10 protein-coding genes and 1 pseudogene are annotated in these 14,046 nt (G+C 40.1%); 3 read left to right on the top strand and 8 right to left on the bottom strand.

Features of this window, described 5'->3' with window-relative positions:
• Positions 1–607: 607 nt before the first annotated feature.
• Positions 608–3,454: a DUF4135 domain-containing protein gene (locus DEM91_RS10415; RefSeq protein WP_036926048.1), complete on the bottom strand. Its 2,847-nt coding sequence runs from the start codon at positions 3,452–3,454 to the stop codon at positions 608–610.
• 169 nt (positions 3,455–3,623) lie between these two features.
• Between DEM91_RS10415 and DEM91_RS10410 the strand changes: the two are divergent.
• Positions 3,624–4,851: pseudogene (locus tag DEM91_RS10410) on the top strand (IS1380 family transposase).
• A 559-nt stretch (positions 4,852–5,410) separates the two neighbouring features.
• Positions 5,411–6,994, top strand: a complete 1,584-nt coding sequence (locus DEM91_RS10400; RefSeq protein WP_249858880.1) for a helicase C-terminal domain-containing protein — start codon at positions 5,411–5,413, stop codon at positions 6,992–6,994.
• Positions 6,995–7,047: 53 nt separating this feature from the next.
• Here DEM91_RS10400 and DEM91_RS10395 read toward each other — a convergent pair whose 3' ends face one another.
• The 7 genes from DEM91_RS10395 to DEM91_RS10365 form a co-directional block, all read right to left on the bottom strand.
• Positions 7,048–7,674, bottom strand: coding sequence for a PP2C family protein-serine/threonine phosphatase (locus DEM91_RS10395; protein WP_024992801.1), 627 nt, complete (start codon positions 7,672–7,674; stop codon positions 7,048–7,050).
• Positions 7,671–8,510 (bottom strand): nucleotidyl transferase AbiEii/AbiGii toxin family protein, encoded by an 840-nt coding sequence (locus tag DEM91_RS10390; RefSeq protein ID WP_036868796.1) that lies wholly within the window; start codon positions 8,508–8,510, stop codon positions 7,671–7,673. Before DEM91_RS10390 ends, DEM91_RS10395 begins: the two co-directional genes overlap by 4 nt.
• A complete protein-coding gene (locus tag DEM91_RS10385) occupies positions 8,488–9,492 on the bottom strand; it encodes a type IV toxin-antitoxin system AbiEi family antitoxin (RefSeq protein ID WP_024992802.1) in 1,005 nt (334 codons plus the stop codon). Before DEM91_RS10385 ends, DEM91_RS10390 begins: the two co-directional genes overlap by 23 nt.
• A gap of 166 nt (positions 9,493–9,658) precedes the next feature.
• Positions 9,659–9,967 (bottom strand): helix-turn-helix domain-containing protein, encoded by a 309-nt coding sequence (locus DEM91_RS10380; RefSeq protein WP_024992803.1) that lies wholly within the window; start codon positions 9,965–9,967, stop codon positions 9,659–9,661.
• Positions 9,955–12,018, bottom strand: a complete 2,064-nt coding sequence (locus tag DEM91_RS10375; protein WP_249858879.1) for a bifunctional DNA primase/helicase — start codon at positions 12,016–12,018, stop codon at positions 9,955–9,957. Before DEM91_RS10375 ends, DEM91_RS10380 begins: the two co-directional genes overlap by 13 nt.
• On the bottom strand, positions 12,015–12,413 hold the full coding sequence (locus tag DEM91_RS10370) for a hypothetical protein (protein WP_048742084.1): 399 nt from the start codon (positions 12,411–12,413) through the stop codon (positions 12,015–12,017). The genes DEM91_RS10375 and DEM91_RS10370 overlap by 4 nt, the downstream gene beginning before the upstream one ends.
• Positions 12,414–12,464: 51 nt before the next feature.
• Positions 12,465–12,881, bottom strand: coding sequence for a hypothetical protein (locus DEM91_RS10365; protein ID WP_004339693.1), 417 nt, complete (start codon positions 12,879–12,881; stop codon positions 12,465–12,467).
• Positions 12,882–13,591: 710 nt separating this feature from the next.
• Between DEM91_RS10365 and DEM91_RS10360 the strand changes: the two genes are divergently transcribed.
• Positions 13,592–13,816, top strand: coding sequence for a hypothetical protein (locus DEM91_RS10360; RefSeq protein ID WP_249858878.1), 225 nt, complete (start codon positions 13,592–13,594; stop codon positions 13,814–13,816).
• Positions 13,817–14,046 lie beyond the last annotated feature (230 nt).

The raw sequence follows: 14,046 nt of genomic DNA, 5'->3' as shown, positions 1-14,046 counted from the left end.
TGAGACCTCCTCGGATAAGAACATTATCTTTCCATCTTATACCTACTTCATTTACACCAACCATTCCGAATAGCTATCGGGCTTTGGTTTGTAGTGCAACCTTGCCCATGGTTATATGCCTTGTATGAAGTTTCTGTTCGTTAGGTCAGATGTTTGCCGACAGCTTCCTCCAGATTTCACCTCACGATGAACACCCTTGCTCTTGGCTATGTAATTCCCGCTATTAGGGCTTACTCGGGACTTCCACCCGTTAGAAAATGCTCATGCCGAGCGTACACCAAGGATGGGGTATGCCGAAATATAGTATTTGGCAGCCCCATCCATTTGAACTCTTCAGAGAACCTTACAAGCTACAATTCCATTAAAGGTTGGTGCTTGGTAGGCCCGGTTTTGGTCGTTTAACAATAATAGGACACATGCAATTGCACACAGCTGTATGGTCACAGCTTCGGCTACTTCTTGAAGAACCACAAGAACCTTGTGCTGCTACAGTGTGAGCTTGACCTCCAAGAACAAGCATTAATGACTCCTTGTTCAGAACAGAGAATTCGTCTGTCAGAACAGATTTCAACTGATTAATTTTTTTCATAAATTGAAATAATTTAAGTTAGCCTACTCTATGAGCTTTTCGGCATCCGCTTTTATTTTCATTTAAAAATGTGGAGTGAGCGATTTCAAGACACAATATACTTGGAATATTTTTCCAATCATAAAATTTTAGAAGTTGATATCCTATTCCTGCAAATCCCAAAAACAACCCTACTTGACTATTTCGGTTGTCATCTCCACAAATAATATCTTGGCTTTTACTTATCTCTGTTGCTATCGAATTAACCCATCTAAAAGTTTTTGTATCATTTTGCATAGATAACAAGTGCAGTATTTCCAAATTTCCCATAGAGCCATGACAAACAGAAAGATTATAGCCAATTCTTTTTTCAATCTGGTTGATAGCTATTTTTAGTTCTTTTACCATTGTTTTATCGGAAAATCCTTCTGACGCCAAGATAAGTCTTGACAATGCAATTCCTGTTGCACCATGACACCAACTTCCGCTATCTTCTTCATATGAAGGGTTTCTTCCATCGATCCAGCCTTGAATCTTATCAGAATAAAAAGAGCGATCATGAAGTAACGAGTGTTTAAATGCTTCTAAATATCGAATGTCACCAAATTGTTTATACAGCAAAAATATTGCTGTTGCCATAGAAGAACTGCCATGAGCAAATCCTCCTAAATTCAAATCATTTTTACCAATAATCTTGTTGCCATCAGTATATGTCCAATATGTTTTACCTTTTATATTCTTGGCAAGTTGCAACAGCCTTTCACCACTCGTTTTCAAAATAGTCAACTTATCAGTTTCTTTCATTAATTTGCATTGTGTTGTAAAAAGTATTACACCTGCTAATCCTGACATATAATCAAATAGAGTGGTAATAGGTATCAGTTCTTTTACTTCTTTGATTATAGACTGATACACCGAAACATTGTATAAATCTGGAAATACTTCCATAATGTACAACAATCCCATAATACCAGATAAAGGCGATATAGCAATCTCACTTTTGTCAACGCCAATATGGACAATATCCCTATGTTCGCACAGTTGCTGAAAAATTCCATGCGCAATTTCTTTGTGTTGTATGTTATGACTGTATGTGAACAAGGTAAGGTAAAACAAGCATACTCCCAAAAGTCCATCATATAAAGAGTCGTTCATCAAACAGACTTGGAATTTTCCATCATAGACATTCCTTGTTCTACATACAAATCCTATTTCATTATCAATTTGTATCATTCGTTTACGAATTTCTTTCTCAATTCGCTCGATTGCTTGCCATAGAACATTTCTATCTAAGGAATCTTTTCCAACAGGTAAAATGCGCACTTTATTTATATTAGTAGTTCCTACAACATCTATAAAGAAATTTACAGACTCATCTATCATGCACAATTGCTCTTCCTGCACTTTTGTGGAGAGTGTAGATAATTTTTCTACTATAACAGAGTTTTCTTTTGGGGCAACAGAAATCCATTCATCTACAACGATGCTATTTGGCAAAGTATATAGAGAATTCTTGTTTAAATACATGAAATAGTAGGGTATATTCCCTTTTTCTATCTGATTTGCAATAGAATGTATAAGAGGAACGCTTAACACACCATAAGATTCTTTCCTGACAATAGGTTCTATAAGTTCCTTTATATCCTTGTCTCCATGCAGATATGGGGGAGTTACCATCTCTGTTAAAAGATAAGAATATATAACTGTTGGATGCAATAAGACTCTTGAACATATAGAATTGAAATCATAGGAGTTGAAATATCTTGATAATTCAAGTCTATGTGCTCTCATAAAGTCACATGCGTCTGCAAAACCTTTTTCAAAATCTTGAAGAGTTTCTGTCGTTATAGTATAACATTTTCCTTCTTTCTTCGGCAAATGATAATTAAAAGCATCAAATTCAAATAAAACAGATGAGATTTGCGCCCTTTCATTTGCATCATTAAACATCCAATCTGGTAAGATACCAGTTTCAAGGACAGAAGATTGTAAATACGCACTGATTTTAGTGCTATCTAAATGTTTAAATTTCTTTGATACAACAGATTCACAATCAATTATATATGGGCAATTACCAAAAACCATTAGATTATCAGGAATTATATCTTGTGCACCAAACAGATATAAGAAAGCCTGTATTTTTCCCAAATTATAATAGTACTCATTAATAGAATCACAATTCTCCATATCACAAGGCTTTACTTGCAAGTGCCAAGAATAGCTATTTCTATCTATGAAGGCAGGAATCCCCAAATGTATAGATAATCCCATCTTATCAAGTACAGATATTGTATCCGCAATGAACTTTTCATTAGCAGCTCCTCTTGGCTTGTAATACAATTTCGTACCATTGAAAAACAAAACTGATGAGACACAATTGCCCTCATGCAAATCCCCTTCAAAAAGTTTAATCTCTGTAATCTTTAAATCTTTTATGGCAGAACTTTCTATATCTACTTTTAAAGCAGAAAGAAGCCTATCAATATGATGCATAATATTGACAGAATAACTCTCAAGTATAGAAAGCAACTTCGGGTATTTTTCAAAGAAATATGTTATCCATTCATCATTAGATGATAATGTATCACGAAAGAATAGACTTTGTTCTTCTTCTGTGCTACCTTTCAAAAAGTTATTTTCTTTCGCCAAATTAAATTCAAATGGATAAACAAACTTCAAATAAGTATTGTAAGCATAAGAAACGACTTGGTATGAAAGCTGCTCTACAATGTCATCTGTCTGCAAAAACGGATAATTATCTATGATTTTGATTATTGCATCATAGATATAGTTGTAGTAAGGAAACATAAAGAATCCTTTTCCTTCTTGTGCATTGTTGCAAGTTTGCTTATGTGAATATTTAAGTATTTCGAATTTCAAATCCATATTACTATATAAGTATCTGAGCAACAAAAAGTTGCTCAAGATTTTGTAATGTCAGAATTTTCACTTATCTTAGTGTTGCAAAAAAAAACAAGAGAATCCGACGATAGACATGGCAAAGATATAAATTAAATCTGAGAGACTCACTCCTTTTGGGGGATTATTTTCAATCATGGAGCAATTTGACTCCACATTATCATCTGTAATCGACTCAACCCTCGGTCTAAGGTGTGGATCGTTCGGTTATCAGTACAGCGAAATCATCCGTTCTCTCATGAGTATTTACTTCTGTGGCGGTTCATGTACCCCAGGATGTCACTACTCATTTGATGAACCTCCTCTCGCTTCATCCGACACTTCGCACTTGTAGCTCTGATACTATCCTCAGAGCGATAAAGGAGCTGACGCAAGAAAACATTTCATACACATCAGATATGGGCAAGACCTACGATTTCAATACGGCTGACACTCTCAATACTTTATTGCTCAATTGTATATTTGCATCTGGCCAACTGAAAGAGGGTGAGATATATGATGTTGATTTCGACCACCAGTTCATAGAGACAGAGAAGTATGATGCAAAGCCTACGTACAAGAAGTTCCTTGGTTATCGCCCTGGCGTGGCGGTTATTGGCAATTTGATAGTCGGTATAGAGAATAGCGATGGTAACACAAATGTTCGTTTCCATCAGAAGGACACGCTGAAGAGATTTTTTGAGAGATTTGAACAGAATAGGCTCATTATCAATCGCTTCAGTGCTGATTGTGGATCATGTTCCGTGGAAATCGTGGAGGAAATAGAAAAACACTGCAAGTCCTTCTATATCCCTGCTAATCGCTGCAGTTCGATCTACAATGATACCTTTGCTCTCAAAGGCTGGAAAACTGAGGAAATCAATTGCATTGGGTTTGAATTGAACTCTATCCTTGTTGAGAAGTGGAAAGGTAAGGCATATCGACTTGTGATTCAAAGACAGAAACGGATGGATGGTGTGCAGGATTTTTGAGAAGGAGAATACACATACCGTTGTATTCTGACTAACGACTATGATTCTTCCGTAAGAGAAATTGTCGAGTTCTATAACCTTCGTGGAGGAAAGGAACATATCTTCGATAATATGAACAATGGTTTCGGGTGGGACAGATTGTCCAAATCCTTCATGGCAGAGAACACAGTGTTCCTTCTTCTTACAGCACTTATCCGTAACTTTTACAAGGTCATTATTCAAAGACTTGACGTAAAGAAGTTCGGACTCGATGCAACAAGTCGCATAAAAGCGTTTGTCTTCAGGTTTATCTCTGTACCAGCCTAGTGGATCAGAACATCAAGGCAGTATGTGCTGAATATCTATACCTGTAATAATGCTTACGCAGATGTTTTCCAGACTAATTTTGGATAATGCATACAACTTATGGGAATGATATTGTGTATTGCCTCAAGTCACATTGTGAGGTAAGGGGATATTGTAGGCAGAGGTGGGGGCTTCAAATTCAAATTATCTGCAAATTCAGTAATGAGAGGACGTGTAAACGCAATAAGGACGTTCAAGGGCTTAGTTGCGGATTTGAGGTTTACAACAAATTTTTCAGCATCTTTTTTCTCTGATTTTCATAATTTTTCCAATTTCATACAGTGAAGTTTTCTATGAATTTCTTGAAATCCGTATACCTTCTTGTGAAAAATTTATATCTTTGCAAACAAGAATAAAGAGTTCTTTGAGGCATTGCAAAAGAAAGAAGGAGAAAGAAACTCGCTCGTTTCCAAATCGTTCACCTTTTATTATTCTTATTTATGCTTTCCTTTTATAATCAGCCGATTACATTCGCTTCTATTACTTTTATGCGGAGATTTGCGATTTCCGCACAGCAAAGGATATAGGCATCGATCGTCCCGAAAAAAACGAGATACTCCATAACATTCCGCCGACACCTGAACAGGAGGAGTTTATCGGCAAGTTGATGGAGTTTGCCAAAAACGGTGATGCCACGCTTTTGGGGCGTGCGCCGTTGAGCGAGAGTGAGGAAAAGGCAAAGATGCTGATTGCAACTGATTACGCCCGCAAGATGAGCTTGGATCTACGCATGATAGACGAAAACGGGTACTCAGACCATATCGACAACAAGGCAAGCCATTGTGCGAAATTACTCAATGACTACTATCAGAAGTATGATGCACAGAAAGGTACGCAATTTGTGTTTTCTGACTTGGGTACTTACAAGCCCGGTGGGGACTTCAATATCTATTCTGAGGTGAAGCGTAAATTGGTAGAAGATTATCATATCCCGTCTTACGAGATACGCTTTATTCAGGAGTGCAAGAACGAGAAAGCCAAAAAAGCGATGGTAGAAGCGATGAATCGTGGAGACATCCGCATCATTTTCGGTTCTACTTCTATGCTTGGAACGGGTGTCAACGCCCAGCAGCGTGCGGTGGCGGTGCATCAACTTGATACACCCTGGCGACCCTCAGATTTGGAGCAGCGAAATGGTCGGGCAATTCGTAAAGGTAATATGGTTGCCAAAGAATTTGCTGACAACAAGGTCGATGTGATTATCTATGCCGTGGAGCGGTCGTTGGACAGTTATAAGTTCAACCTACTACATAACAAGCAATTGTTTATCAATCAGTTGAAGACCAACACGCTCGGTAGTCGTACCATTGACGAGGGATCGATGGACGAGGATAGCGGTATGAACTTTTCAGAGTATGTTGCCGTGCTATCTGGTAATACGGACTTGTTAGAGAAAGCCAAACTCGACAAGAAGATTGCCACGCTGGAATCAGAGCGTAAGAATTTCCTCCGTGAGCGTGATGCCGCAACGGGCAAGTTGGCGGAGATTGACAGCTCCGTGTCTTTCCATTCAGACAAGATCAAGGAAGCCAAGGCAGACTTGGCGTGCTTTGAGAAGCGTGTGGAGCGTGACAAAGAAGGTAATCCTATCAATAAACTGGTCGTAAAGGGCGTGGAAGACAGCACAGACATCAAGGTCATTGCCGCACGCCTGCAAGAAATTAACGACAAGGCACGTACCAAAGGCGAGTACAATAAAATCGGTGAGATTTATGGTTTTTCAATCATGGTGAAGACGGAGAGTACCTCAAAAGATTTGTTTGACTGCTCCGTGAACCGTTTCTTTGTCAAAGGACAGGAAAGCATTTACTATACCTATAATAACGGTAAGTTGGCAACAGACCCGAAACTTGCGTGTGAGAACTTCTTGGGTGCGCTGGGGCGTATCCCCAAGGTGATAGAATCGCATGAGAAGGAGAAAGATAAGGTTGCAGCCAATAAGGAAATCTATACTGCTATTGCTAATGGAACGTGGAAGAAAGAGGACGAGCTTCGTTCGCTCAAAGGGCAGTCGGCAGAGTTGGACAGAAAGATTGCCTTGACGATTACAGATAACAAAGAGGATAAGGAGGAGGAAAGGGACATATCCAATAATGAAAATTCCACGACAATGAAGAGTAGTACCACTCAGACACAAGAAAAGGAAGAAGACAATCACTATCAAAGCATCCGCCCTAAATGGAGACTTTAAGTGTAAGTATAAGCAATTAGACTTGACAATCTTTATTGCCAAGTCTAATTGCTTTACCTAATATCCACCTTTATTATGGAGCAATCATCTTTTCTATGTTGCAAGGGTGGCAATTCCTTGTTTTGCAGATAAGCATTTATATGATGGCATTTATAAAAGCCATCGCTGCAAAGAAGAAAGCCGTCGCCAATTTTCACGGGTATATTTTGCACTTCTATCGGATTCCTAAATCCTTTACCGTTAATACAGACTGTGAGATAATACTCATCCTCTATGCACACGACATCATCCGTCGTAAGTTGCGTAATTGTTCCATCAATGCTTTTATGATATAATCGGACATCACCCAATGAGGTGTAATATAGTTGCATATTAGTGATGTACATAAGAGTAAGTGCAGCTCCCATCTTGGATTTCTTTTGGTAGCATAATTCACCCAGAACATTATCGGCATACTCAAGGCTTCGTCTAATCAAGTTAAGCGGATTGGACACTTCATTGTTCACAAAATAATAGCGTACAGCCTCACAAACTGTTTTGGCAGCTTGTTCGGGAAAGGACAATCCTCCCATGCCATCGGCAAGTACCACTAATGTTCCACCAGCTAATTCTTCATATAGGACAAAGTCGCCATTCTTTTCGCCAGTAGCGATACTTTGAAACTCAATCTGTATATTCATCGAAGATTCTTATTAAACACCGCTATCATTTTTTTGAAAGCTTGAAGAATTTGCTCATATTGAAAAGCAGAGTTACTGTCAAGCACTTGTTGAAGGAGTCGGCTATCCTCCTCTTTTTCTATTTCCCCCTGTAAGCATTGCCCATAATAGGCTAAATGCTCTATGGATAAAAAGCTGACAATATCATTGGCAAGCCAATATGCACCAACAACAAACTCGTCAAAGTCCTCCCAATCATATACTTCTTGATAAACATTCCGGTTTAAGTTGGCAAAGAAATAGTTATCTATGATAAAGCCCATGTCATCCGCATCTTTGCTTGTTTGGATATTGCGATCCAGCCAAGCATTGAGTTTGAGGATGAAAAGTCCATGTAGCGATGCTATCTTGATGTCGAATTTATTATCAATGCTTACGGTTATGGCATTTTTCAGCACTTCCTCAAATCCTTTAACCGACATGGCAATATCTTCTTCCGGTGGCCAGTAAATATAGCCATCTTCCTTTGTAACTTCACCGTATGGTACAACGTCCATTTCGTAAGCCCCATAATAAAACCGCTGATACATTTTCTCTTCTTTTGTAAATCCATGCGATAAAAGTGTCTGCGTAATATCGTCAAAGGCTTTCCAGTTAGGAATAGCAATAGCGAGATCCAAGTCTCTTGTCTTTCGACCAGAACTTATTCCTACTAACTGTCGAATCAATATATCCCGGGCTGTTGCACCTATGACAAAGAAGTCTTGTCCAACTTCTTTGAAACATTCATTGACTACGCTTAGCAATTCTATCAAAAGAGGATTGCCTATTTTATCACTTGAAATCTGGAAGTTCATCGTTCAATAATTTGTTTGCAGCTTCTATGGAACGGCTGTTTCCATCACCTAACAGGTCCGCATAAATAAGGATTACGGGCATCTTGCCGGCTTTCCAGAATTTTTGATACATTTCTATTTCTCCCTCAATGGTATGCACGGCACCAGTTTTCATCAGGTTGCCGAAAGCTAAATCTGTGTAAATCTCAAATTTCTGTGGTGTTAAATACCCATCAATTTGATAAGCTGCACATTCTCCGCCCCAGTACATCCCCTCAGGCAAGGTTATCTTATCCCATTGCTCTTTGCTCTTTACGTCTCTGAACCCCAAACGCTTAATCAGCAATTTAGGCTTAAGTACTTGATGGTAATTCTCCACCCACAAGTCAAGCAATCGACGCTTATCCCTTAAAGTGCGTTTTTTCTTGGTTGTGAGAACAAATTTACGCACCTCTAATTCATCAAGTACATTTTTTACGGTACCCAAAGAAACCGCACATTGTTCCTTAATTTCTCGGAAAGTCTTACTTATGTTATTATCATCTTGTAGCAAAAAGAAAATGACCTTTAGTCCTGCCTCTTGAAATATAGGATAACTCTTGTTAAGCGTTGTAGGTGCTTTTTCGCCTGTATGAGAGAGTTGAAATATGATACCCTTGTCTTTTGTATGCCGAATTTGATAGTTTCCTGCGGTATCGGCAAAGTTGATGCCAGCCGTTCTCAAAGTTTCATAGACCATGGGTTGCACATATCGTGCTACTACCAAAAAAGGGATTGCCTGCAAATCAGGACAGTTTTTTATGGTATCTTTGATACGAGTTACATTAACACCGTTCACCTCGTTTTCAATTAAGCAAAGAAAATTTATCCCCAAGATTTTTATTTGTCCCTTAATCATAGGGTTTTCTTGTGGAATAAAATCGTATGTAATGCTTTCGTTACTTTCTAACCATTGTAACTTCATAGCATTTACTGCTTGTTCAATAATAAGTAATTCACTCATATTTGTTCATTATTCAAAACCTGTTCAATTCTATTGAACAATGCAAAGATAATGAACAAATATGATAGTTCCAAATTTTCTGTTCAATAAATCATGATCGTTCAATAATAATGAACAATAAAAAACATTGAACAGCAAATACCGAGTGAAAACATACGATAAGGTCTTACCAATTATCCCGTTTGCGCAACATCTCGTCTATCTCTTCACGCAGGAAAAGAAGCCGTCCATTGGCTTTAAGATAAGGGATTTTTCCTGCCCAAACCCAGTTATAGATGGTCTTCTGCTCCACTTTGAGTATCTTGGAAACGTCGATGATGTCCAAGTATTCGGGTTTCAATGGAGGGTGAATGGTCGTATCGACAGATTGCTCTTGCAAAACCAGCAGATGGTCAAGTTTGTTCTCAACGGTCATCAGCTTGTCAAACAAGCGTTTCTGCCATGTTTCTTCGGTTCTTTGGTCTATGTATGACATAATTCTCCTTTTTGATAGTTACCACTTGTGTCTTGCGACAAGATACGCTGCTCCTTCATATAGGCAATGTACTTCTTTGCCGTTCGGTCCTTGATTTCCATTTCTCGCATCAACACGTCGCATAACTCTTGATATGATAACTTTAGTTTGGCACGGAATGCAGACTTTACAACAGCCAACAGCTCATCGGTCTTGCGTCTCTCTTTATCCTCCTTCGACTTTTCCCCACGATAAATGTGCATATCGGCTTTCTTATCCCAGCCAAAGAGCATCATCGGCACATCTAGAGGACTGCCGTCACGCACTTTCAGAGCCTTGACGACTGAGTATTCAGGATTGTCATCCTTCTCAATGGAGAGAATGCCGGCTGCCTTACGTTGCAGCTCCGAGCCTATATGTCCTCTGAGTTTAATGCCGTTAGGTACAAAATGTAGGACACAAATAATGCAAGTATTATAAATCCCTGCCAATCGATAGAGTTCGTCTACGATGGCTATACTCTCCGTCTCGTCGTTGGCGGAGCGTATCAGGTCTGCTATACCGTCAATGACCACAAGGTGTATTCCCCCGTGCTTGTGATGGAATAAGTCCATACTTTCACGAATAATCTTCAGTCTGTCCTTGCGTGATAGCGATGCCAGATAGAGGGAATGATAAAACTCTGGCACGGACTTGACACCAGCCCTGCGAAGTGTCTTCTCCAAGTTCTTATAGAGTTGTGCCTCCGATTGCTCTGTATCGTAGTGAAGTACAGCCAATCCTTTGGGATTGGCTGTTACTTCCAATCCCAAGGTTTGCTCTGCCTTTAATCGTTCTCTCCCAAGAGTGCCGGCAAGGATGGCGGCAATGTAGTTGCTTTTGCCTGTTCCTTCTCCACCTGTGATACAAAACAGATTGTCCTGCGTTCCAAGCGGAACACCATTTACTGCCACCACCGACTTTGAAGCGTCTGGCGGATTATCGTAGTCTATCTCACAAGATTGCAATATCATCATCGTCTGTGCATACATATTGGTGAACATATCATTAAGAAGCACTTTCAAGTCCTTTGCTTCATTGCCCAAGGCAAAGAAGTCCGATATATCCTTCTCCGACTTACCCCCTTGCAATGGTAAGGTTAGACTCAATACCTTGTATTGAGCAAATGCATCTGTCTGCCGTTTAGCTTCCCTTACACCTGTCTCGTCCGTATCGTACAATATAATAATGTGTTGAAAGCGAAGCTGCAATCCTTCGATGATATTCTCAGGAATCTGTGCCGTCTCACTGTTGAAACAGATGGCGTTGAAACCATGAGCCGAAAGTGAAAGCACGTCTTTCTCCCCACCTGTGATGAAAACAACATCCCCTTTGCTGGGCAGCTGCTGGAAGCCAAAGACATAGTCGTTCACTTTCTCACCCCCATAAAGAAAGCGCAGCTTACTCTTAGGGCGATAGACTTTTACAAACTTCCCCATGCTATATCCAAACATAGGCTCATCATGTGTAGAACCAAGAGTAAACGGCTTTCCCTGATTGGAGACAGACTCATAGTGAGCAAGCGACTTTACATGAAAACGTTGCAGAGTCTTAGTATCAATACCATATTGCTCCCAATAGTCTAGTTCTTTGACATTGAAAGATTGCTCAATTAGCTTGTACCACTTTTTACCTTCCATCTTCTTGAGCTGGTTAGGTGGTTGTACTAAGGTTGGTTTACAAGGCTTCATCATCATTGTGTGGGGATTACTATGTTCTTTCCTTTCAATGCAAATATTCAGCTGCAAGTCCCGATTTATGGTTTCAAGCACCTTAACAAAGTCTTTCCTCACGTCCAGTCCGAGCATTGTGGCTGCAAACCAAAAGCAGTCGCCGGAGTAGGCATCGTTGCCAAAGTCCTTCATTCGGTAGCAGCCGGACTTGTTGTCGAGATAGATATTGCACGATGCACGCCTGTCGTCATACATAGGATTTCGGAAATTGCGCTTTGGCACAAAGTCGATAGGCATATAGAAGCAGAACACATCCAGTCCTTTGTTGGTTCGGCTTAGTATTTCTTCTTTGATGTTCATAGCTCCTCAAATAAAGTTTGACCATTTCCCATATAACCTTTAAGGACACCATCCTTGTAGGCGTTGAGTCGTTGCAGGGCTTCCACTCGTCTGAAACCCTTGAAGGAGGCACGTCCGCTCTTGACGGCGACGTAAAGTCCCTTGAACGGATAGGCAACGTGGTTGCATGATATATACCTGAACGGGATTGCGTTGGTGTCCCTCCATCGGGCAAGGGATGCCCGCGAAATGCCCAAGAGTCTGATGACGTCGGAGGAACTGAGTTCCATCTTATCCTCCAAAACGGAATAATCGCGTCTCATTTCCACGATAAAGCCGGCTATCCGCTCCATGTCGTTCCTTAGTGAGCGTAACTCTGCAATTACCGTCTTTTGTAAATTGTCTTCTTCTGTCATATGCCACTTCTCTTTTCAGTTTAGGATTGAATAGTTGCTCTCCGTGGATTATCATCCGTCTGGAAATTCAGAGTCCTTCCCCAATTGGTGCAATAACTGCATAAGATGCTGCTTAAATCTTCTACTGTCCAGCTTGCACAGCCGATTGAGAATGACGATGAGATCTTCCTGCTCCATTGTGGAGAAGCGAAGGCTTTTATGGGGCGTGGTTGCTATCATGGACTCAATCATACCCTTGGGGAGATGTATCAAGAGCACGTCCATATCGAAGGCTGCCGCACATCTTGCATAAGTGTTGATACGAAGGTCGGTCTGCATCTTGCAGTGTTTCATAAAGTTGGAATATTCCATATTGGCATAGCCTGCCCTTAGCTTGCAGTTTTTGCTGGCGGAGAGCATGATTTCAAGTGTCGGAAGTACAACGTAGAATTTTGCATTACTTCCGGAGTTTTGTTTCTTTGTATTCATATGTATCCGTCTTTTTGTTAGAAATAATGCTGCAAAGTTCTTAACAAATAGGGCTTTAGAAAGAATATTAAATTGCCAATATTGGCATTATATTGCCATTTTGCATTTTTAACATTATGCGTTATTTGTTGCCGTGTTGCCCAATACGTAGGCGAAAATATTGAGCCTGCCATATCAATCACACCTTTGGGACTGTCAGTGCATGGTGCAAGGTCTATCTATATATATAGACTTGCACCATGCACTGAAAATTGTAGCCAAAAGATTTCTAAAACATTTTCCCACAATAATTTGGAGGATGTTCTACTTTTTTGTACTTTTGAACCCAAGAAATGCAAGTGCGCATTTCGGGTAGCAGTATCTGCGTGTACTCTCAAAATACTCTGTTGTGGCTACAATATGGCTACAATTAAAAAGGATAAAAAAATAAAAGACTATGATACAAGGAGTTGCAGCGAAATGGTCATTTTCCTCTCTCTCCGCAAACAAGGGTGTAAATCAATAAGTTACGTGATTTACACCCTTTATTACACCCAAAAATCAAACGGTTAAGAAAAAAGTTTATTACGGCACGATGTCAGGGATTCTATTCTTACGTATCATTCAGAGCTACTAGAATAAGACTGTCATCAACTACTACACTAATGCCCTTGGTCGTAACAAAGTCTCTCACCAACGAGCGGAATTTTCGTGGTCATCCACTAGTTTGAATGCCACGACTAGCAGGTAGAAGTGGGTCATCTAGGCAACCCAATGCATCTCAACGAGCAGCACCAGCTCATCAGTCAAGGGCTTCGCTGGCAAGTAACGCCTTATGTACCTTTTTCAGCCGTAGCAACAATCCCGGCCTTATTCTTGCCCTCCAGTCGGTAGGAGTGTCAAGAGAACGCAACGGCTTTAGTAAGGCCAAGTCAGGTGAAAAGTTCGCCGAATAGGAAGAAGATCTCCTCGAACATCGCACCGACGGCTCCGACGCATTCGACACCCTCTACATCAGCTGCGAGAAATTCCCCGTCCACGACACCGTCAGTGTGCCTGTAAGCGGAGTTATGTAGCCGCAATATGTTTGGCAGAAAGACAAAGGAGACTCATAGTCTTCTATGTTGCTTTCCAAATAATTGGAAAATATTTGTAATTTATTAACTGTTCATTATCATTCACTTAG

Source organism: Prevotella sp. TCVGH, assembly GCF_023522295.1.
In the GTDB taxonomy this organism is placed as follows: Bacteria; Bacteroidota; Bacteroidia; order Bacteroidales; family Bacteroidaceae; genus Prevotella; species Prevotella timonensis.
The sequence above is the reverse complement of the archived record's forward strand: the minus strand, read 5'-3'. Positions and strand labels throughout refer to the sequence as shown.